This is a genomic window from Sellimonas intestinalis (assembly GCF_001280875.1).
Lineage (GTDB): Bacteria > Bacillota > Clostridia > Lachnospirales > Lachnospiraceae > Sellimonas > Sellimonas intestinalis.
In genome coordinates this window covers 16,537-37,174 of sequence record NZ_LGAJ01000001.1, presented here as the reverse complement: position 1 = coordinate 37,174, position 20,638 = coordinate 16,537, and the positions used below count along the sequence as shown (strand labels likewise).

The following is a 20,638-nucleotide window of genomic DNA, read 5'->3' as shown; positions in this document are numbered from 1 at the left end:
TTCTCGTCAATCGTCTGTTTTCACAAGCGAGACTACTTTATTTTGACGATGGGAAATACGGTCTCAGTACGCCTGCCACATTGCTGAGCGGCATCGTCTGAAGCCACACATGTCCCGGGCCTGTAATCACGGTGTTAAAAAGGCCCTCCCCTCCAAATACCATATTCTTGATACCCGGCACACTCCGGATCTCAATACCGCATGAGGCAGACATAGCTGCCAGATATCCAGTATCAACGACAATCTGCTGATCTGCCCGCAGCTCATACTCCACCACATGACCATCAAACTCAGCAAAGACGGTTCCCTGCCCAGATGCTTTCTGCATAATGAATCCCTCGCCTCCGAACAACCCGGAAGCGATTTTCTTCTGAAAATGGATGCTCAGCTCCACACTCGCCTCAGAGGCAAGAAACGCGCTCTTCTGAAGCACATATTCCTGTCCTGGCCCTACTTCAAATACCTTTATAGAGCCCGGGAAACTGGACGCAAAGGCAATCATCCCATTTCCCCGTTCCGCAGTATAAATGTTCTGAAAAATCGAATCTCCGGAAAACATTCTGCCAAATGCTTTCCCAAGTCCACCACGTGCACCGGACTCCATCTTCATATTCGGCGACATCCAGCTCATCGCACCCTTCTCCGTCACCATCTGCTCTCCATCTTCCAGGTGACAGATTACTACCGGCAACGTCTCTCCTTTAATCTCATACCGCATCTTCCTGCCTCCTTTTCCCTGAATATTTATGACAACTTCATCTGATATATCGTGTTACTGAGCTTTGCGAACTCCTCAAGCGTCAGTGCTTCCCCTCTTACGCCGGCGCCTTTCCCGAGGCCTTCTACCGCCTTGGTGATCTGTTCTTTTGTAAGAGTCATTTCCGGGGAATGATTCAGCCCGTTTACAAGTGTCTTCCTTCTCTGGTTGAATGAAGCCCGGATCATCTGGAACATCAGCTTTTCATCCTCTACCTGCACCGGTGGCACCTTATGCCTTGTCAGACGGATCACTGCCGATCCCACATTTGGCCTTGGCATAAAACAGTTCGGAGGCACATTCGCCACTATGTATGGATCGGCATAGTATTGAACCGCAAGGGACAGCGCTCCGTAATCCTTGCTCCCCGGTCCAGCCTGCATCCGCTCCGCCACCTCTTTTTGAACCATTACAGTCACTAAAGCCAACGGCACATCATGCTCGAAAAGGCTCATAATGATCGGAGTAGTAATGTAATAAGGCAGATTTGCAACGACTTTAATCGGCCTGCCACCATTTCGCTCGGCTGCCAGCTCTGCAATATCTACCTTCAGGATATCATCCTGTATGACTTCTGCATTGGGAAATCCAGAAAGGGTGTCCTGTAGAATGGGAATCAGTGCTTTGTCAATCTCTACTGCTACCACTTCTCTTGCCGCCTGTGCAAGATACTGTGTCATTGTCCCGATCCCCGGCCCGATCTCCAGCACGAAATCGTCTTTTGTAATCTCGGCTGCCCGGATAATCTTGTCCAGAACGTGGGTGTCAATCAAAAAATTCTGTCCGAACTTCTTCTGGAAATTGAAATGATATTTCTGTAATACCGCAATCGTATTCTGCGGATTTCCTAAAAAAGGATCTGTCATAAATCTTCCTCACTTTACCGCTTTATTTAGTATAACACACTTTGCTTCTTTAAATGGTTAAAATATTATGAAAAGTATATTAATTTTGCATTGTTTTCAGTCTGCTTTATTACTGTTTCCTTAGATATCCCTTTGAGCTGTGCGATCTGCTCCGCTACATAATGAATATTCCTGGAATCATTTCTCCTGCCCCGGTTCGGCTCCGGGGCAAGATATGGACAGTCCGTCTCCAGTACGATCCGCTCCAACGGAATTTCTGTTGCGATCTCCTTTAGCTTCCTGCCATTTTTAAATGTTACCACACCGCCGATGCCGATATAAAATCCCATCTTCACATATTCCAATGCCATCTCCTTAGAGTAAGAAAAACAATGAATAATGCCTCTCGTTCCTTTGCCGTAGGTTTTCATAATCTCCATTGTATCTTCCGCCGCGTCCCGGCTGTGAATATTGACCGGCAGGTTTTTTCCGGCCGCCAGCTCAAGCTGCCGGATAAACCAATGTTTCTGAATCTCTCTTGGTTCCGTATCCCAGTGATAGTCCAGTCCGATTTCCCCGACAGCCCTGACTTTCCCATGACTGCACATCCGGTCAAGTTCTCCAAAAGTCTCCTCATTCAGTTCCCCTACATGATCCGGATGGACACCCACTGACGCATAGACGAAAGGATACTGCTCTGCCAGACGAATGGCCTCCCGGCTGGACTCCATGGACGCTCCGATCTCCACAATAGTTCCTACGCCTTCATCTTCCATCCCCCATAAAAGCTCATCCCGGTCTTTGTCAAACTGCTCGTCGCTATAGTGTGCATGTGTATCAAAAATCATTTTTTCACTCCTCACTTTTGTAACTATCCAGCCATCCAGCTCAGATTCGCGGCTGACGCAGCTAAATCTTCGCTTATGGCTAAACGCCATATGTCCGGAGAGATCCAAAATCGGCTGCAAGCAAGCTTGCGCCGGATATTCGATCTCTCCGGCCGCATGGCTGAATAGTTATTTAATTTTCCGCAAGATGGTTGTATTATAATTTAAAACATACTATAATTCAAATAGAATATCAATAGGAGGGACTTTTCAATGCAGGTATATGACAAGGTAAATAAGACCGAACTTACCGCTGATACGGACGAGCTTATCAAACTCATGGCTCCGGGTGGACGACAGGTCGATTTATATCTGAAAGAGAAAAAAAGCGATGAAGACGGATATATGACGTGGGACGTAGAGCACTGGTCCAGCGTAGACGGAAGACGTTTTATACGGTGCTATTCTCTAGAAGGACGCGTATTAAGCGAATCCACAGGACATAACATCTACGACCTGAGAAATGAATTTAAACCAGAAGAAGCAGAAAAAGTAGAACTCAGCTAACACAATGGCGCACCTCAAAGGGATCTCCCCTTGCGGTGCGCCGTATGCTTTTCGGTCTTATTTTTTTCTATTTCTCTTCCGGTGATAAAAGCAACAGAAGCATACACCAGAATCTCCAGTGTATGCTCCTTTACCGTTCCTTTTTTAATTCATCACCGCTTCAATGTCTTCCACTGTTCTTGGGATATCTTTGGATAAATTGCGGCATCCGTCCTCTGTAATCAGGCAGTTGTCTTCCAGTCGGAATCCGATTCCCCACTCCTCATGGTAAATTCCGATATCCACGCAGAATGTCATTCCCGGACGGAGAAGCTCGTCCCTGGCCGACACGACGTCATGGGTGTCAAATCCTACATGGTGTGCGCCGCCATGCCACATATACGTTCCGATATCGTCAAAGCTCTTGCATACTCCCGCTTCTTTGAGCTGCTCAAAACAATAGCGGCGGATCTCCGCATCTACTTCCATCATCGGTACTCCCGGTTTCAGCGTTGAAAACATATGCTCCGAAGTCTTGTACTGGCACTCAAAGAGCAGCTTCTGTCTCGAGGAGTATTTTCCGTTGCATGGCCACCCTCTGGATACGTCCGTCAGCTCATTGTCCCAGCGTACTCCAACGTCATTCAGTACGATATCCCCATCCATAGCCTGTCCCCGGTAACCATAATAGTGGATGCAGAAATTATTCTTTCCGGCACTGATAATGGAAGGAAATCCCGCTTCCAGTACTCCGTGCTGCGCCAGAGCGTAGTCGTACTCTGCCTTATACTGGTATTCGTACATTCCCGGCTTTGAATGTGTCATCATCGCCAGAATTCCGGCCTTTGTGATCTCCTGCGCTTTTTCCATCGCCCGAATCTCGCAAGGCTTCTTGATAAGACGCAGCTTCTTCAAAATCGGGAGCGAATTTTCAATCAGAAGATTTGGATATTCCTGTTTCAAGAATGTCTCCATGCTGTCTGCTCCGCTGACTACGACCTGTCCGTCCATCCGATCGATATCCAGGTAGACTTTTTCAATTCTCCCGGATGCCAGCACTTTTTTGAGCTCTTCCTCAAACGTGTCACGGTAAGCAAAGTTGGAAATCATAGATGCGGCTTCAATCTCCTCCGGCTTCATTCTCGCTCCGGTCCATCTCTCTTCGATCAGATTCGGAGGCAGAATAAACAGGGTCTCCCGACACCCGGACGCGTCCTTTTCCAACATCAGGATTGTGTCTTTTTGCTCCATTCCAGTCAGATAGACAAAATTGCGGTTCGCAAAATAAGCATAATCCTCGTCCGCTGTTTTACGGACAGGAACGCCGCTGAAAAAGAGGGCCAGACTTCCCGGCGCAAGCTTCTCCATAAACGCGTCCCTGTTTCCCTTGTAAAATTGTGGTTCCATTGATCGTTTCCCTCCTTATGCATTTGTACTTTAGTCTAATAACATTCTACCACAAACGATCAAAAGAATCATCCTTTTCCTAGCAGATTTCCGCTCCTGCCGGAACATCTTTTTCCGGCTTCATGAGTACAATATTTCCGTTCTTATCTTCGGCGCAGAGGATCATTCCCTCAGAGAGCACTCCTGCAAGCTTTGCTGGCTTCAAATTCACAAGAACCATTACTTTTTTACCTACCATCTCTTCCGGTGAATACCATTTTTTAATACCAGAAACAATCTGGCGTACCTGGCTTCCGATCTTCACCTGAGAGCAGAGAAGCTTTTTGGACTTTGGGACCTCCTCACACTTGATGATTTCTCCTACCTGAAACTGCATCTTCATAAAATCGTCATAAGCAATCTCCGGTTTTGCCTCAATATCGATCACCGGGCCTTCTTCCTCCGGCTCCTCTTCCGGCTGCGCCGGGTGAAGTTTTTCTACCTCTTCCATCACTTCTTTTAAGTCTCTTCTGGCAAAGAGGATCTCCGGCTTATCCGTTACATGACCGCCGCCAAGCTGTGCGAGAATCTTCCCGGACGTCTCCGGCATATATGGAGTAAGCAGTCTTGCCCCCTCGGAAATGCTGGAAATCAGGTTGAAAAGCACCGTCTCCAGACGGCCTTTTTTATCTTCTTCTTTTGCCAGCGCCCACGGCATTGTCTCATCAATATATTTATTGCAGCGCTTGAACAGATTAAATATTTCTGTAATGGCGTCCGCCACTCTGAGATCTTCCATCTTTGCGTCTACTTTCCCGGATGTTTCCTTTGTTACACGCTTCAGATCGCTGTCAACCTCCTCTGCTATGCCTTTGTCTGTCACTGTACCACCAAAATATTTATTTGTCATGGAAACAGTCCGGTTGACCAAATTTCCAAGTGTATTGGCAAGATCTGAATTCATTCTCTCTACCATCAACTCCCAGGTGATGACGCCGTCGTTGTCAAACGGCATCTCATGCAGAACGAAATAACGCACAGCGTCCACACCAAACAGATGAACCAGCTCATCAGCATAGATGACGTTTCCCTTGGATTTGCTCATCTTACCGTCCCCCTGCAAGAGCCACGGATGCCCGAAGACTTGTTTTGGAAGCGGCAGATCCAGTGCCATCAGGAAAATCGGCCAGTAAATCGTATGAAAACGAATAATATCTTTTCCAATCAGATGAAGATCTGCCGGCCAGTTTTTATGAAACAGTTCCGTGCTGTTCCCGTCAACATCGTATCCGATTCCGGTAATATAATTTGTCAGTGCGTCCAGCCATACATAGACGACATGTTTCGGATCAAAGTCAACCGGAATTCCCCACTTGAAAGAAGTTCTGGAAACACAGAGATCCTGAAGCCCCGGAAGAAGAAAATTGTTCATCATCTCATTTTTTCTGGCAACCGGCTGAATAAACTCCGGGTGCTCATTGATATACTGGATCAGGCGGTCTGCGTATTTGCTCATCTTGAAGAAATACGCCTCTTCCTTGGCCGGCGTACACGGGCGACCGCAGTCCGGGCATTTACCATCCACAAGTTGGGACTCTGTAAAGAATGATTCGCATGGAGTACAGTACATTCCCTCGTAATATCCTTTATAAATGTCCCCTTTGTCGTACAGCTTTTTAAAAATCTTCTGTACCTGCTTTTCATGGTAATCATCTGTCGTCCGGATAAAATGGTCGTAAGACGTATTCATTAAATCCGCAATCTCTTTTACCTGGGCAGCTACCTTATCCACATATTCCTTCGGTGTGATCCCTGCCTCCTCAGCTTTCAACTCGATTTTCTGACCATGTTCATCGGTTCCCGTCTGGAAATAGACGTCATATCCTTTGCTTCTTTTGTATCTTGCGATCGCATCCGCAAGCACGAACTCATATGTGTTACCGATATGCGGCTTGCCTGATGTGTAGGCAATCGCAGTGGTAATATAATACTTTTGCTTTTCATTACAGTTACTGCACATACATTTTCTCTCCTTTTCCTGATTCCTTTCCGGAACTCTTTTTCACGAAATAAAAATGCCCTCCAGGGAAATCCCCGGAAGGCGAATTCGCGTTACCACTTCCATTCATCTGTCCCTCACAGAACAGATCTCAGCGAGTGTCCTCTGACACCCCCCGCTGTAACGGGCGGACCCATCACGGATTATCACCACTTCGTGTTCATCCATGCCGCTCCGAAGCCATCTTCCATGCCCCATCTTCTATCCCTCTCAGCATCCGGCCCGATCAGGCCATCCGGGAATTCTCTGTAAGATTCCAGAACATGTACTCTCTTCATCTCTGCGTTTTCTCATATAGTTGAAATGGTAGCATAGAAAAAATGGAAAGTCAAGAACCCTCCGGCGTGAAATCATGGCTGTACCCGGACGCAGCTTCATAGCTCTGGCTCTACTCCCGCTTTTTTCCATAGTATACAAGTCCTACCACACCCGGTCCTGCATGCGTGCCGATACTTGGGCTGACATCATTAATGACGATCCTCTCAAACCCAAGATCGTTTACCATACGTTTGACTGCCAGTGCATCGTCCATACAGTCGCCATGCAGGATACAGACAAGGCGATCCTTTCCATATTCGCCAAGTTCCAGACTCTTTTCCATATTTGTCACCAAAGTCTTGAGCGCCTTCTTTCGTCCACGGACGGTTCCATCGGATTTGAGCTCCCCGGACGCTGTCACCCGCAGCAGCGGCTTGATATTAATCATACTTCCGACAATCGCCGTTGTCTTTGATACACGGCCTCCCCTCTGGAGATGGTGAAGATCATCTACGGTAAACCAGACATTGACATGATCTCGCTCCTCCTTCAGTACTTCGCAGACCTCGTCCATGCACTTCCCTGCCTCTCTGAGTTCAGCCGCCCGATAAACGGATACTCCCTCTCCAAGTGAAGCGTTCAGTGAATCAAAGATGGTAATCTTCCGCTCCGGATATTCCTCCAGCAGCTCTTTCGCCGTCATACGCACATTGTTACAACTTCCGCTTAACGCACTGGAAAAGGCAATATGGAGGATATCCTTCCCTTTCTTTAAAATCGTTTCAAATTTTTCCCGGATCACTGCCGGATTATTGGCCATGGATTTCGGCAGATCACCCTTTCGCATAGTCTCATAAAATTCTTTTGGCGTCATGTTTTTTTCGTCCCCGTAGACGACGTCACCAAATGCGTAATATTGTGGGATCACCGGGATTCCATATTGATTCAGTACTTCTGACGGCACATCCGAATTGGAATCTGTCGTAATGATATAGTCCATTGTTTTACTCCTCATATTTTACTTTTCTCTCTTTTTTAACCTTGTTTTCTTCGTTTAATTACCTTCAGCCTCGTAAACTCTTCCCTGTCCTTTTCCTCCAGCGCATTACTGATATCGGTTACCAGGCCGGTATACATCGGAATTGTAATATTCTGCAGTGCATTTGCCCGTTTTTGTGTTTTCTTGATATTCGAAGCCAGCCGATATGCTGCGTTTTCCACCATGGATAGCTTGACCGTCAGATCTTTTACCTTTCGAAATGCTTCCGCCGCCCGGTCAGCCGACTCCTTCGTCGTGCTGAACGCATAGGTCGGAACCGGAGTCTTAGGCGTGTATTTCACATGTGGAATCTCCGTTCCCATGATACTTCTTGTCTGAATGACGATGGAATCCTCAATGGGAACCGTATACGCAATCTGGGAGATCGTATTGATTCCATTCTCTATATTCGCCTTTTGCAGACACTGATAGGCATAAGTGAAAGTACTATCGATTTCCTCCTGGATCGTCCGGGCCTGATCGATCAGCTCCATCAGCTCCCGGATCAGGATATTCCGTTTCTTGTCCATCAGTTCATACCCCTGCTTCGCAAGCGCAAGAGAATTTTTCGCAAGCATCAGGTTTCCTTTTGTCGGAAATGTCCGTGGATCCAATCATCTCACCTCTTTTACAGTTCTTTATTGGCTACCGATCCGGGAGTGGCACTCGTCGTGACGCCATCTTCCCGCTTTGTCTGATGGTAATATTTATCGAGAATCTTTGTATTCACACGGTCGAGTTCTTCTCTTGGCAGCCTTCCAAGAAGCTCCCATCCAAGATCCAGCGTCTCTTCGATCGTGCGGTTTTCTTCCGCGCCCTGCCCGATATACTTTTCTTCAAACTCTTTTCCAAAAGCCAGGTACTCCTTATCAATCGGGGAAAGCTCATCCTCTCCGATGACAGACGCCAGATTTCTTGCGTCTCCCACCTTTGCATAGGCGGAGAAAAGCTGGTTTGCCAGATCCTGATGATCTTCCCTTGTATAGCCCTCTCCAATGCCATCCTTCATCAAACGGGAAAGAGACGGCAGAACGCTGATCGGTGGGTAGATGGACTGTCCGTTTAAGTTCCGGTCAAGCACGATCTGTCCCTCTGTGATATATCCGGTCAGATCCGGAATCGGATGGGTGATATCATCATTTGGCATGGTCAGAATCGGAATCTGTGTCACCGATCCGCCTGTCCCCTCTACGATGCCTGCACGCTCATAAATAGCGGCAAGCTCACTGTAAAGATAGCCCGGAAATCCTTTCCGGCTTGGAATCTCTCCTTTGGAAGAGGACACTTCACGCATGGCCTCCGCAAAAGACGTCATGTCTGTCAAAATAACAAGAATATGCATATTTTGCTCAAAAGCCAGGTACTCGGCTACGGTGAGTGCTACCTTGGGGGTAATCAGACGCTCCACTACCGGATCGTTTGCCAGGTTCAGAAACATGGCTACATGATCAGCCACCCCGCTCTCTTCAAACGTCCTGCGGAAGAAGTCAGCAACGTCATGCTTGACACCCATAGCCGCAAACACGATGGCAAACTCTTCTCCCGAATCTTCCCCAAGGGACGCCTGTTTGACGATCTGGGCCGCAAGCTGGTCGTGAGGAAGCCCGTTTCCAGAGAAAATCGGGAGCTTCTGTCCCCGGATCAGCGTTGTCAGTCCGTCGATGGCGGAGATCCCGGTACGGATATAGTTTCTCGGATACTCTCTTCTCACCGGATTCAGCGGCAGACCATTGACGTCTTGCTTTTTTCTCGGCACGATCGGCCCCAGATCATCAATGGGCTGTCCGATGCCATTAAAGGTTCTCCCAAGCATCTCCCTGGAAAGTCCGATTTCCATGGGATGTCCGGTAAGTCTCGTATGAGTATTGACAAGCGACATGCCCTCGGATCCTTCAAAGACCTGAATCACAGCCTTATCCTCGTAAAGCTCAATGATCCTCCCGATCCGCTTCTGGTTTCCCCCTACGATAAACTCTACAATTTCATCATAAAACGCATCCTGCACCCCTTCCAGAACGATGAGGGGACCATTGATGCTGCTCAGTCCGAGATATTCGATTGGCATAATGTTCGATTCCCTCCTTTACTATGCGTTCTTTTCTAATACATTCTGGTAGAACGTATCAATATCCCGGTGGTACTGTGCAAACAACTCCAACTGGTCGTTTGGCACATCGTATTTGATGGCAATGACACGTTCAAAAATATTTTCCGATTTCAGCACAGACATTGGGTGCCCCATAGTTACAAGGGCACGTGCCTGTTTATACAGATATAAAATTGTCTCCATCATGAAAAACTGCTTCTCCATGGATACGCAGGTATCGTCCTTGTGGAAGGCGTTCTGTTGTAAAAATCCAAGACGGATCACTCTGGCGATCTCCAGGATCAACTTCTGATCGTCCGGCAAAACATCGCTTCCGATCAGCTTAACAATCTCCAGCAGGCTGCTCTCCTGGTTCAGAATCGCCATGAGCCGGTTCCGGTAATCCACAAACTTCGGAGACACATTGTCCTGGTACCAGTGGGAAAGATCCTGCAGATATTCGCTGTAACTGGACAGCCAGTGGATCGCAGGGAAATGTTTTGAGTAAGCAAGGCTCTTATCCAGACCCCAGAAGCAGCGCACAAACCGCTTCGTATTCTGGGTGACAGGCTCCGAAAAATCTCCGCCCTGAGGGGAAACCGCCCCGATGATGCTGACGGAGCCTTTTGTACCATTTAAGTTCTGCATCATACCTGCCCGCTCATAAAAAGCAGATAAACGGGAAGCTAAGTAGGCCGGAAAGCCCTCTTCTGCAGGCATCTCCTCAAGACGTCCGGAAAGCTCCCTAAGGGCTTCTGCCCACCTGGAAGTCGAATCCGCCATGATCGCCACATCATACCCCATATCCCGGTAGTATTCTGCCAGGGTCAGTCCGGTATAGATGCTGGCCTCTCTGGCTGCCACCGGCATATTGGATGTATTAGCGATCAATGTCGTCCGGTCCATCAAAGGATTGCCGGTCCGGGGGTCTGTCAGTTCTCCGAACTCTTCCAATACCTGCGTCATCTCATTTCCCCGCTCACCACAGCCGATATAGATAATGATGTCTGCATCAGACCATTTGGCGATCTGATGCTGAGTCATTGTCTTTCCTGTTCCAAATCCTCCGGGAATTGCAGCCGTCCCACCTTTTGCAATCGGGAACATCGTATCAATAATTCTCTGTCCTGTCACAAGAGGAACGGAAGCTGAAAATCTCTGGTTTACCGGGCGGGGAGTCCTAATCGGCCACCTTTGTGCCATCTGAATTTCTACTGTCTCCCCGGTCCCGGTATCCAGCGTAATCAGCGATTCCTCGATCGTATACGCCCCGTCAGGTTTTACCGCAACGACTTTCCCATGTAAGTGCGGCGGAATCATACATTTATGAACAATAGCCCTTGTCTCAGGTACTTCTGCAAAAATATCGCCACCGTTGACATAATCCCCCTCCCTCACGGTAAAATGGGTGTTCCAACGTTTCTCACGATCCAGAGAATCTACCGAAACGCCCTTTGTAATAAATGCGCCTCCTGTCTCGGAGATTTTCTCCAGCGGCCTCTCAATTCCATCAAAGATATTGTTGAGGATTCCCGGCGCAAGCGTCACAGACACGGCATTTCCAGTGGCTGTCACCACCTCACCTGGCCGCAGGCCAGACGTCTCCTCATAGACCTGAACCGTTGTCCGGTCCTTCTCAAGGGCAATCACCTCGCCCACCAGTTGATCCTTACCTACATAGACCATCTCTGACATCCCGAATCCGGTATTACCATTTAAATAAATGACGGGTCCGTTGATTCCATAAATTTTTCCTGTCTTAAGCAACCCCATCACCTCCCCGGAACACGAATTCATCATACTCTGCTCTCAAAGCCGTTTTAAAGGAGTGATCAATCAGAATATTCCGTGTCCGGATGACCGCCCGGATTCCTCCAATAAAGTCCTCCTCACTGATAGTCAGCATAGCGCCGGACCGTAATTCCAATTCCTCTTTGAGTTCTACATCCGACGGATTCATATAAATCGTCAGCCCCTCTCCTCCCGCAAACTCCAATGATTTCCGGATACAGCAAAGCAGAAAGTCCCGGTACTCCTCCGTCTTCATAAAGCTTTCCACCATTTCCATAACTTCCCGGAACACCTTGTCTTTCAGTTCTTTCTGCACCCGTCCTTCCTGCCGTTTCAGGTCGAGCTGTGCCTTTGCCATTGCCTGATTTTTCTGCTGCTTTGCATTGACGGTCTCTGCCTTCACACGAGTCTCCATCTGACGCACAGCCTCCTGCTTATGATCTTCGAATACTTTTTCAAGGGCTCTGCGGTAGCTTTCTATGATATCATTTCCCTCCGCTCTTGCCGCTTCCATAGAGGAAGAACGGATCTCTGCGATTTTTTCTTCTAAGGTCAAAAGGACTCCCTCCTTTTATAGTTTCAGTCCGATTGCATCGGTAATATACGATGTGATAAAGTCCTTGCTCCGTCCGGTTCCGTGTCTGTCGGGAATCTCCACAAGCAGAGGCATCTTACGCTCTAAACGAAATTCATCGATAAGATCCGGAAACTCTTTCCCAAACTTCTCTGTCAGAAGCACGATCCCAACGCTTTCATCTTTCAAAACATTCTGCAGTGCGGCGTAGAGCTCCTCCCGTTCGTGGACAATCACCCCGTCCACACCTGCAAGTCTCATTCCCGTATATGTGTCGACATTATCACTGATCAGATACATCTTCATCTCTTATAACTGTCCCAGGATCATAAAGGAGATAATCAGCCCATACAGGCACACTCCTTCTGCAAGTCCTACAAAAATAAGCGACTTACCAAGGACGCTGGAATCCTCACTGATGGCTCCAAGCGCCGCGCTCGCCGCACTTGCCACGGCAATACCACCGCCGATACAGGATAAACCGGTAACCAGAGCGGCCGCGATATAGCCAAGTCCTGTTGCTGTTGAAGCGGATGCCGCCGCATCCGCTGCCTGCACATTCGGTCCTGCGAACATCATAATTGACGCCACAAGGCAGGCCCCAAAAAAGAAAAATACATTTGCCGCGAGAGCACATTTATAGCGTCCTCTGTTCTTTTCCCCGATCAGATAATATCCAAATGGGATAATAATACTGAATACCAGTGCCACGATTAAGATCAATCTTACTGTTAAAGTCATAATTTGCTCCTCCTTTATTTTTCCATTCTCCTGTTTTTGTTATATGGTTCAAATTTTCTTCCGCTTCCTTTATAAAACCGGCTGAACATCTCATAATATTCCAGACGAAGTACCTGAATCCCCACGACAAGCCCTTCCATCAGACAGACAAACAGGTTTCCAAGCACAACAACAACCCAGTTGGTATTTCCGCTTTCCACTCCGGCCAGCATCAGTACTACTTCCATCATAGCCGCATGGCTGACGGCAAAGGCACCGATACGCACGAAAGAAAGCGTATTGGAGAAATAGCTTAACAGCATTTCAAACAGTTCGAAGAAACCCTCCACGAAGAACATGACTTTCCCTTCTTTCATCTTCTCTTTCTTCTTTTTGAGCCTGTTAGTCAAAGGTTCCTTAAACAAAATCAGCAGAAGCGGTACTCCAAACATCACTGCAAGGACGATACCTGCAGGTGTCGGGCGGCCACTCATAAACAGGATGACCACTGCCGCTACCGAACCATAGAACACAAGTCCCGCGACACCGTTAGGATCAAACCATGTGGACTGTGTATCGTGTTCCCGGAACGCGTTGATAATGTGAAGCACCATGGCTATTACAATCAGCCCCATTCCAAAGGCAATCGATACGATAAAGACTGTATTGAGTTTTCCGACAAACGGAAGTGTCGTCATATGGTCAATCGGCCGAAGCCACAGTGGCTGAATCACGTCTTCAAATCCAAACACACTTCCGAACATGAAACCGAAAATCGTGGAAAACACCCCCGCCGTAGCAATAATTCCGGCCAAAGGAGACTTCTTGAAATGGTAAACCAGCGCTCCTACAATCACCAGCAAAAGCCCCTGCCCCACATCCCCGAACATGACACCAAAAATGAACGAGTATGTGAGTCCTACGAACAAGGTCGGGTCCATTTCATTGTGAGCCGGCAGACCGTACATTCCGACAAACATCTCAAACGGCTTAAACAGCTTGGGATTTTCCAACTTTGTAGGCGGCTCTCCGAAATAACTGTCGTGGTCGTCTTCCACCACAACAAAGACTTTATCGTCCTGTTCAGCCTCTGCCATGAACTTTTTCACATCGTCCTCCGCCATCCATCCGCAAAGAATATAGTAATCCTCCTTCTTGTCCTCTACCCTGGCCGCCATCTTGCGTACGTCAAAGTTGTGTGCCAGTTCTTCCAGCCTCTGCTTTGCCCATATAAGCTGCGGCGCTTTCTTTTTAAACATTTCCGCAGCCTCTTTATCGATCTCTTCTATCTTCTTTTGAATATCGTACATCTCTTTCAAAAGCTTCTGGCTTGCCTCCTCCGGGGATCCCTCATATTGTGCAGGGATCTCTACCCGCTCAAAATGCAGGGAACGAAACACTGCGTCCGTTTTCTGAAGATGATCTGGCGCGGCAAAATATGCGCCATAGACAAACTGTTCATCCTGCACACCCTTTACAAAGACGGCGTCCAGTTCTCCCAAAAGATATTTCTCCAGTTTCTGATACTGCTCCTGCGGCATCTTACCAAACCGGTACGAAATGTATTTATAATGCAGCACCTGGCTTAAATCCCCGCCCATCGGGCGAAACGGTTCAATGATTTTTTGCTTGGAGGCAATCTCCTCTTTCTTCTTTTTCCATTCTTCCTGCTTTGCCTGCAGCTTCAGGTATTCTTCATTCATAGTTCGGATCAGTTCGAAGATATCGTTAAGCCCCAAGCTCGTATCCGGCTCCGTCTCCTCCGGATTTTCCAGGAACCCCACAAACTGTACTGCTTTTACCAAGGCGTCCTTGTATGGATTCATCTCCACAAAGGGCCTTAAATTATCCACTGTCTTCAGCTCTGAGAGAGCTGATTCCAACTGGATCTCATACCGCGACAGGTACAGATCCATCACACGGTCAATATCGCTGCGAGGTCCTGAGATATTGACAAATTGCATTTTTACAATCATAGTTTCTGCCCTCCTGTATACCCCCTGATTTCCTCAGGAGGTATGCCATAACGTACACATTCGATTACGGTTGTCAGCTTCTTGATCTCCTCCTCTTTTAGAAACAGATAGGTGTTGATTGAAGCAATAGAATACGGATCCTTCCTTCGGTCAGACCGGTACAAATAATACAGATAATCCGTATACAGCTTCTCCACCGTAAGATTTTGGCTGAAGTCAAAGTGTTTTGCGTACGACGTCTTTTCGACGGCCTTCTGGAACGCATCCAGATCCGACGCCTCCACCATCTCCTTGATAAGCACGGTGCTGATCTTGTACTGGATGGGGATGAGCAGCGCATAAATATCCGCCGGAGACAAGTTAAAATACTTCTTCGCCCTGTAAATCCACTGAATATTCAACATATTGATCTGCGCCCCATAATCCCTTGTGAAAAGTTCCAGTTCTTTTGGTTTTAATATTTTCTTTCGTTGTTTCCACATGGAAACAAAATAGTAGAGATTCAGAGCCAGGTCGTAGTCAAATAATGTCGCCTTGCCCGAATCCCGCAGCTTCTTCAAGGTATTGTAATATTCCGTCCCTTTCAGGTTTTCGATCAGCTCGTCCGTCGTCCTGGAATGAATGAGCTTCTCGATGGAAATCTGCGAATACCGGTCAAAAAACGCCCGCTTGTGGTTCAGGTCAAACGGCTCCTGATAATGGTTAATGACAATCCTCAGACAGTAATTAATCAGCTCCACCTCATAACGTTTCAGGTACAATTTCAAAAACTTTCTCTGTTCCAGTGTGGCAAACAGATAGATCCGGGTATAGTCCTGGTATAGGGATACAATCAAAAGCTTCTCTATATTTCCCCGGTGTACCAGAGTCGGTTCCAACGTCTCCAGAATCTCCCGGTACACCGTGTTCTGGATCAGATAAGTAACGGCTTCCGGCACACTTTTCATGGCCTTGATCTCATCAAACTGTGTTTCCGTAAGGAGCTTTGCCTCCATTCCCCGGATCTTCGTGACAATCCCGCTGTAGGCAAGTAAATTTCCCATAGACTACACCTCTGTGATCCGCTTTAAAATATTTTCTGCATATACTGTATGATTTTTAGTATACTCCTCCTGAAGGGATGCGATCAGTTCCCTGCTGGACTCCTCCTGTCCGGTCAGCAGGTGCTTCTTATCGCTCTCAAGCCCCTCCCGGATCCGTTCAATCCTGACCATTGTCTCTTCCTCCAGCTTCTGATCGAATTTCTTTCTACGCTCGTCGTACTCTCTGTCAATCTCCGCTTTTTCCTCCTCTGCATGAGCTACAATCGCCGATGCAGTCTGTTCAATTTCCGTCAATTTGTCTATTACAGAGTCCATAAAAAGCCCCCTTTTTGTATAAATTGAAATTATCTTTTATCATACAACTTTTGTGACAAAATGCAATGCTTATTTTAAAAGTTTAGTAACTATTCAGTCATGTTGACGGGAGTGTCAAAAATTCAGCGCAACATTGCTTGCAGATGGTTTTCGGTGTTCCCCGACATATGGCTGAATAGTTAGTAAAACTCCTTCATATAATGTGACAAATTCTATCTGGAGTTCTATTATGAAATTATCATTCCCAGATTGTGCTTTTTTTCGATCAAAAAAGGCGAGGATTACTCTGATTGTGGCAGTACTTCTGACAACGGTCCTAATACTCTACTCCTTTCTTCCGCCTTCCCCGGATCCGGACGCGTTCTTTTCCCGGTCGCTTACCACGAACAATATAGACGAACAGTTTGAAACTTTTACAAAAACTCTGTTCTGTCGCGAGGTATCCGGGGATTCCATCAGTCTGCACTTTACACTGGAACACCCGGAATCTTACGGAATTTTAGACGCTCCCGTGACTTTTGGGACATTTGTATCCACCCCGGAACTTCCTGCTGTCTCCCTGGAAAATACGCTGGCAGCATTAAAACGCTTTGCCCCCGAAAAGCTTTCCGCCGACAATCGGCTGACCTGGAAGATTTTGGAATCCTATCTTCAGACTGCCCTTGACTGCGCCGGATATCTTTTATATGAAGAGCCACTAAGCCCTCTCACCGGAATCCAGTCCCAGCTTCCCGTGCTTTTATCCGAGTTTTCCTTCAAAACAGCGGAGGATGTCGATACATACCTTTCTCTTCTGTCCACCATGCAGGAGTATTATCAATCTCTTCTCGACTTTGAACGGACCAAATCGGACGAGGGACTCTTTATGTCGGACGAGAGAGCGGACGCTGTCATTCAGGAATGTGCAGATTTCATCTCCATGGGGGACGATCATTATCTACTCTCCTCCTTTGAGGAACGCCTCGATGAAATGGGCACGCTCTCGGAAAGCGAACATGCGCTCTACACCGCAAAAAATAAAGATCTGCTCACAACCCAGGTTTTCCCGGCCTACCAGCTTCTGATCGATGGACTTGGCTCCTTAAAAGGCACCGGAACCTCTGACCAGGGACTTTGTACCCTGCCGGATGGTAAACAATGTTACGAGGCCTTGTTGAAAAAATCCATTGGTACAGACCGCTCCGTGGACGAACTAGAGCAGCTTGCGACCTCCCAGATCATCTCAGACATGAAAGAGATGAAAAACGCATTGCCTGCCTCCCAGATGGCAGAAGACGTCGTTCTCCAGGAATCCTCACCGGAATCAATTCTTCTGGAACTAAAGCAGAAAATGGCAGACTCCTTTCCCGACATTCCTGACGTCACCTTTACCGTCAAACAGGTTCCTAAGTCCACTCAGGAATATTTAAGCCCTGCCTTTTATCTGATTCCGCCCCTCGATAACAGTACGGAAAACACAATTTACATTAATCCCAGACATTCCATGGAGGGCTTAAACCTTTTCACCACCCTGGCGCATGAAGGCTATCCCGGCCATCTCTACCAGACGACCTACTTTCTCGCACAGGACCCGGATCCTGTACGCACCATCCTGGATTTCGGAGGTTATGTGGAAGGCTGGGCTACTTATACCGAGATGCTGTCTTACTATCTCGCTCCGGTGTCGAAAGAGGTAGCCACGATCCAGCAGAAAAACGCCTCCATCATCCTGGGTCTCTATGCTCTGGCGGATATTGGTATCCATGAAAAAGGCTGGACCAAAGAAGATACCCTCTCCTTTTTCTCCCAGTATGGAATCGGAGATGAGAAGAGTATCTCAGAGATCTACCAGCTCATCCTGGGTGATCCCGGCAATTATGCAAAATATTACTTCGGTTATCTGGAATTTCTTGAATTGAAAAAGGCAGCTATTGCCAAATGGGGAGAAGATTTCTCCCAAAAACGTTTTCACAAATTCGTACTGGATATCGGCCCTGCGCCATTTGATTTGTTAAGGGATGAGCTGAAACAGACCTCATAATCCCAATGGAATCGCCGGAAGAATCAAACTGCGAATTTGGGAATTGTAAACGGCCTCCAAGTCTCTTGTCAGTCCAGGACTTTGGCTCATCGACACTTCAAAAAAGAGATGCCGCACATCCACTGTACGGCATCTCCCATTCTCTATTACTCTGCCACAAACACTTCTTTTCCCATACCACAGATTGGGCAAACCCAGTCTTCCGGAAGATCTTCAAATGCTGTTCCCGGTGCGATTCCGTTGTCCGGATCACCCACCTCCGGGTCATATACATATCCGCATGGTTCACAAACATATTTCTGCATTTTATATTCTCCTTTCTTCCTGTACAAATAGTAAGAATTACTATTTTTATTTGTGAATAGTATAATCGATATTTTCCGGAAAATCTATCCCTAAATCTATTTTTTAATAAATAATTTACATTTTTCCGGCAAGCCACACACTAGCTGCAAGTCCGGCCACTGTAGCAAGCAACGCCCCTGCCAGCGTGTATCTGGATTTCTTGACTTTTGCTGTCATAAAATAAACAGACATTGTGTAGAAAATTGTCTCTGTACATGCCATTGAGATGGATGCGATGCGCCCGATATAAGAATCTGTGCCAAACTCTTTGTAGAGATCTGTCAGAAGCCCGGTCGCTGCGGACGAAGAAAACATCTTTACGACAGAAAGCGGCACCAATTCTCCTGGAAATCCGATTCTCTGCGTCCACTGTCCGAGAAGCCCGGACAAGAACTCCAGAAAGCCGGAAGCCCGCAGCACCCCCACCGCCACCATGAGTCCGATCAGCGTCGGCATGATTTTCAGCACCGTATAAAATCCGTCCTTCGCCCCCTTGATAAAAGTCTCATAGACTTGTACCCGCTCCAGTATGCCGGTTACCAGAATCGAAAAAATCAAAAAAGGGACGATGTACTGAGAGAGGAATAATACAAAACCCATGTTCCGTTCTCCTTTGCATATCGTCCCTTTATTATACGCACTCCGGCTCTTTTTTTATGAATCAGGCCGACGGATTTTGATCCAGATTCCTCATAATTCTAAAGTACATCCATAACAGAAGGGCCCCCGCAAGCACCCAGGCCATCGGACTTGCGAGACATACACCGACATAACTTCTCTGCCAGGACGCAATCACCGCCACAACTCCTCTTCCGACCAGCTCGGCAATTCCGGCCGTCATCGGCAGAAATCCATATCCCATCCCCTGTATTCCGTTCCGGTACAGGTTGACAACTGTAAGTGGAATGAAGAAGACCGATACACAAATCAGATACATCCGTACCTCTCCAATCACTTTCGGCACATCAGCCGCCTCCACGAAAAGATAGGTCAGATAGTGGCCCACACTGACCATCAGTACCGCAGCCACAACCGAATACACTGAGCCAAGAATTGTCGCTGAACGAAATCCATGCCGGATTCTTTGAACATCACCCGCCCCCATATTCTGGGCACAGTAAGTTGCCATCGCCGTTCCAAGCGCCACATACGCCTGGGTCACAATCTGTTCGATCTTACTTGCCGCCGTAAAGGCCGCCACTGAAATGGATCCGAGCAGGTTCAAAGCAGACTGTACCATCATGGTTCCAATCGCTGTTATAGAATATTGCAGCGCCATGGGAAATCCAATCCGCATCTGGGTTTTTAACAGGCTGCCTTCCACCTTCCAGTCTCCCTTATGAAGATGAAGCTGTGGAACTGCTTTCCAGATGTAAAGCAAACATGCTGCTCCGGATATCCCTTGTGCAATCACAGTCGCATACGCCGCCCCTGCCGGTCCCATGTGGAAGCAGACAATAAATACCAGGTCCAGAACCACATTCAAAAGGGCGGCTAAAATCAGAAAATACAACGGAGTACGGCTGTTGCCAAGAGCACGCAGCACACTGGACAGCAAATTGTAGAGTACCTGGGCAAAAATCCCGGCGCAGATGATGACAATATATTCATAAGCATAGTCAAAAATATCTTCCGGCGTATTCATCAAACGCAGGAGATTCTTCATAAATATAACACTCGCGGCTGTCATCACTACCGATACAACCAGTGACAAAATAGCAGCGGACGCTACCGTCTTTCTCATGGCCTCCAGATCACCCGCACCATATTTCTGAGCTGTCAAAACAGTAAAACCCGCCGTCAGTCCAAGCAAAAATCCAATGATAAGAAAGTTGATTGTCCCCGTAGCTCCAACACCGGCCAGAGCCTTCGTACCGACAAATTTCCCGACAATCACCGCATCTACCATACTATAAAATTGTTGAAACACATTTCCAATAAAAACCGGTAACGTAAATCGAACTATCAGTTTTCCCGGGTTTCCTGTTGTCATATTGTTTTCCATGGCTGTTTCTCCCTTTTTTATTTCTCGTGCGCTCATATTTTTCTAT

General features: G+C 47.4%; 21 protein-coding genes. 2 read left to right on the top strand and 19 right to left on the bottom strand.

Features of this window, described 5'->3' with window-relative positions; all coding sequences use genetic code 11:
- Positions 1-37: 37 nt before the first annotated feature.
- The 3 genes from AOA56_RS00200 to AOA56_RS00190 all read right to left on the bottom strand — a co-directional run bounded on the left by AOA56_RS00200 (position 38) and on the right by AOA56_RS00190 (position 2,450).
- The gene (locus AOA56_RS00200) at positions 38-718 is read right to left on the bottom strand and encodes a TIGR00266 family protein (RefSeq protein ID WP_082349793.1); all 681 of its coding nucleotides are present in this window, start codon (positions 716-718) and stop codon (positions 38-40) included.
- Positions 719-744: 26 nt separating this feature from the next.
- Entirely contained in the window at positions 745-1,623 is an 879-nt protein-coding gene (rsmA, locus tag AOA56_RS00195) for a 16S rRNA (adenine(1518)-N(6)/adenine(1519)-N(6))-dimethyltransferase RsmA (RefSeq protein ID WP_024733999.1), read from the bottom strand.
- 65 nt (positions 1,624-1,688) lie between these two features.
- Positions 1,689-2,450, bottom strand: coding sequence for a TatD family hydrolase (locus AOA56_RS00190; RefSeq protein ID WP_024733998.1), 762 nt, complete (start codon positions 2,448-2,450; stop codon positions 1,689-1,691).
- Between the two features lie 252 nt (positions 2,451-2,702).
- Between AOA56_RS00190 and AOA56_RS00185 the strand changes: the two genes are divergently transcribed.
- The gene (locus tag AOA56_RS00185; RefSeq protein ID WP_024733997.1) at positions 2,703-2,996 is read left to right on the top strand and encodes a hypothetical protein; all 294 of its coding nucleotides are present in this window, start codon (positions 2,703-2,705) and stop codon (positions 2,994-2,996) included.
- Positions 2,997-3,140: 144 nt separating this feature from the next.
- Here AOA56_RS00185 and AOA56_RS00180 read toward each other — a convergent pair whose 3' ends face one another.
- The 13 genes from AOA56_RS00180 to AOA56_RS00125 form a co-directional block, all read right to left on the bottom strand.
- Positions 3,141-4,382 carry an aminopeptidase P N-terminal domain-containing protein gene (locus AOA56_RS00180; protein ID WP_053768728.1) on the bottom strand — a complete coding sequence of 414 codons (1,242 nt, stop codon included), beginning with the start codon at positions 4,380-4,382 and terminating at the stop codon, positions 3,141-3,143.
- A 79-nt stretch (positions 4,383-4,461) separates the two neighbouring features.
- Entirely contained in the window at positions 4,462-6,381 is a 1,920-nt protein-coding gene (gene metG / locus AOA56_RS00175) for a methionine--tRNA ligase (RefSeq protein WP_053768727.1), read from the bottom strand.
- Between the two features lie 185 nt (positions 6,382-6,566).
- Entirely contained in the window at positions 6,567-6,698 is a 132-nt protein-coding gene (locus AOA56_RS16450) for a hypothetical protein (protein WP_270522919.1), read from the bottom strand.
- 110 nt (positions 6,699-6,808) lie between these two features.
- Positions 6,809-7,678 (bottom strand): DegV family protein, encoded by an 870-nt coding sequence (locus AOA56_RS00170; RefSeq protein ID WP_024733994.1) that lies wholly within the window; start codon positions 7,676-7,678, stop codon positions 6,809-6,811.
- Positions 7,679-7,713: 35 nt separating this feature from the next.
- On the bottom strand, positions 7,714-8,331 hold the full coding sequence (locus AOA56_RS00165; RefSeq protein WP_024733993.1) for a V-type ATP synthase subunit D: 618 nt from the start codon (positions 8,329-8,331) through the stop codon (positions 7,714-7,716).
- 14 nt (positions 8,332-8,345) lie between these two features.
- On the bottom strand, positions 8,346-9,782 hold the full coding sequence (locus AOA56_RS00160) for a V-type ATP synthase subunit B (RefSeq protein ID WP_024733992.1): 1,437 nt from the start codon (positions 9,780-9,782) through the stop codon (positions 8,346-8,348).
- A gap of 21 nt (positions 9,783-9,803) precedes the next feature.
- Positions 9,804-11,570, bottom strand: coding sequence for a V-type ATP synthase subunit A (locus tag AOA56_RS00155; RefSeq protein ID WP_024733991.1), 1,767 nt, complete (start codon positions 11,568-11,570; stop codon positions 9,804-9,806).
- Positions 11,563-12,150, bottom strand: coding sequence for a V-type ATP synthase subunit E (locus tag AOA56_RS00150; protein ID WP_024733990.1), 588 nt, complete (start codon positions 12,148-12,150; stop codon positions 11,563-11,565). The genes AOA56_RS00155 and AOA56_RS00150 overlap by 8 nt, the downstream gene beginning before the upstream one ends.
- Before the next feature lie 15 nt (positions 12,151-12,165).
- Positions 12,166-12,474, bottom strand: a complete 309-nt coding sequence (locus AOA56_RS00145) for a V-type ATP synthase subunit F (RefSeq protein ID WP_024733989.1) — start codon at positions 12,472-12,474, stop codon at positions 12,166-12,168.
- Between the two features lie 3 nt (positions 12,475-12,477).
- A complete protein-coding gene (locus tag AOA56_RS00140; protein WP_024733988.1) occupies positions 12,478-12,909 on the bottom strand; it encodes an ATP synthase subunit C in 432 nt (143 codons plus the stop codon).
- A 14-nt stretch (positions 12,910-12,923) separates the two neighbouring features.
- Positions 12,924-14,864 (bottom strand): V-type ATP synthase subunit I, encoded by a 1,941-nt coding sequence (locus AOA56_RS00135; protein WP_053768726.1) that lies wholly within the window; start codon positions 14,862-14,864, stop codon positions 12,924-12,926.
- A complete protein-coding gene (locus tag AOA56_RS00130) occupies positions 14,861-15,907 on the bottom strand; it encodes a V0D/AC39 family V-type ATPase subunit (RefSeq protein WP_024733987.1) in 1,047 nt (348 codons plus the stop codon). Before AOA56_RS00130 ends, AOA56_RS00135 begins: the two co-directional genes overlap by 4 nt.
- Positions 15,908-15,910: 3 nt before the next feature.
- Positions 15,911-16,222, bottom strand: coding sequence for a hypothetical protein (locus AOA56_RS00125; protein WP_024733986.1), 312 nt, complete (start codon positions 16,220-16,222; stop codon positions 15,911-15,913).
- A 229-nt stretch (positions 16,223-16,451) separates the two neighbouring features.
- On the opposite strand from AOA56_RS00125, the gene AOA56_RS00120 reads away from it, so the two are divergent.
- Positions 16,452-18,242, top strand: coding sequence for a DUF885 domain-containing protein (locus AOA56_RS00120; protein WP_024733985.1), 1,791 nt, complete (start codon positions 16,452-16,454; stop codon positions 18,240-18,242).
- 146 nt (positions 18,243-18,388) lie between these two features.
- On the opposite strand, the gene rd is transcribed toward AOA56_RS00120, so the two are convergent.
- The 3 genes from rd to AOA56_RS00105 form a co-directional block, all read right to left on the bottom strand.
- Positions 18,389-18,547, bottom strand: coding sequence for a rubredoxin (gene rd / locus AOA56_RS00115; protein WP_024733984.1), 159 nt, complete (start codon positions 18,545-18,547; stop codon positions 18,389-18,391).
- A 115-nt stretch (positions 18,548-18,662) separates the two neighbouring features.
- On the bottom strand, positions 18,663-19,187 hold the full coding sequence (locus tag AOA56_RS00110) for a spore maturation protein (RefSeq protein ID WP_024733983.1): 525 nt from the start codon (positions 19,185-19,187) through the stop codon (positions 18,663-18,665).
- A gap of 61 nt (positions 19,188-19,248) precedes the next feature.
- Positions 19,249-20,592: an MATE family efflux transporter gene (locus tag AOA56_RS00105; protein ID WP_053768725.1), complete on the bottom strand. Its 1,344-nt coding sequence runs from the start codon at positions 20,590-20,592 to the stop codon at positions 19,249-19,251.
- Positions 20,593-20,638: the final 46 nt, after the last annotated feature.

Coding starts and splice junctions, on each gene's coding strand:
- AOA56_RS00140 (WP_024733988.1), bottom strand. CDS start 12,909: ATGACTTTAACAGTAAGATTGATCTTAATCGTGGCACTGGTATTCAGT.
- metG (WP_053768727.1), bottom strand. CDS start 6,381: ATGTGCAGTAACTGTAATGAAAAGCAAAAGTATTATATTACCACTGCG.
- AOA56_RS00160 (WP_024733992.1), bottom strand. CDS start 9,782: ATGCCAATCGAATATCTCGGACTGAGCAGCATCAATGGTCCCCTCATC.
- AOA56_RS00125 (WP_024733986.1), bottom strand. CDS start 16,222: ATGGACTCTGTAATAGACAAATTGACGGAAATTGAACAGACTGCATCG.
- AOA56_RS00120 (WP_024733985.1), top strand. CDS start 16,452: ATGAAATTATCATTCCCAGATTGTGCTTTTTTTCGATCAAAAAAGGCG.
- AOA56_RS00190 (WP_024733998.1), bottom strand. CDS start 2,450: ATGATTTTTGATACACATGCACACTATAGCGACGAGCAGTTTGACAAA.
- rsmA (WP_024733999.1), bottom strand. CDS start 1,623: ATGACAGATCCTTTTTTAGGAAATCCGCAGAATACGATTGCGGTATTA.
- AOA56_RS00180 (WP_053768728.1), bottom strand. CDS start 4,382: ATGGAACCACAATTTTACAAGGGAAACAGGGACGCGTTTATGGAGAAG.
- AOA56_RS00185 (WP_024733997.1), top strand. CDS start 2,703: ATGCAGGTATATGACAAGGTAAATAAGACCGAACTTACCGCTGATACG.
- AOA56_RS00200 (WP_082349793.1), bottom strand. CDS start 718: ATGCGGTATGAGATTAAAGGAGAGACGTTGCCGGTAGTAATCTGTCAC.
- AOA56_RS00105 (WP_053768725.1), bottom strand. CDS start 20,592: ATGGAAAACAATATGACAACAGGAAACCCGGGAAAACTGATAGTTCGA.
- AOA56_RS00170 (WP_024733994.1), bottom strand. CDS start 7,678: ATGGACTATATCATTACGACAGATTCCAATTCGGATGTGCCGTCAGAA.
- AOA56_RS16450 (WP_270522919.1), bottom strand. CDS start 6,698: ATGAAGAGAGTACATGTTCTGGAATCTTACAGAGAATTCCCGGATGGC.
- AOA56_RS00145 (WP_024733989.1), bottom strand. CDS start 12,474: ATGAAGATGTATCTGATCAGTGATAATGTCGACACATATACGGGAATG.
- AOA56_RS00130 (WP_024733987.1), bottom strand. CDS start 15,907: ATGGGAAATTTACTTGCCTACAGCGGGATTGTCACGAAGATCCGGGGA.
- rd (WP_024733984.1), bottom strand. CDS start 18,547: ATGCAGAAATATGTTTGTGAACCATGCGGATATGTATATGACCCGGAG.
- AOA56_RS00135 (WP_053768726.1), bottom strand. CDS start 14,864: ATGATTGTAAAAATGCAATTTGTCAATATCTCAGGACCTCGCAGCGAT.
- AOA56_RS00110 (WP_024733983.1), bottom strand. CDS start 19,187: ATGGGTTTTGTATTATTCCTCTCTCAGTACATCGTCCCTTTTTTGATT.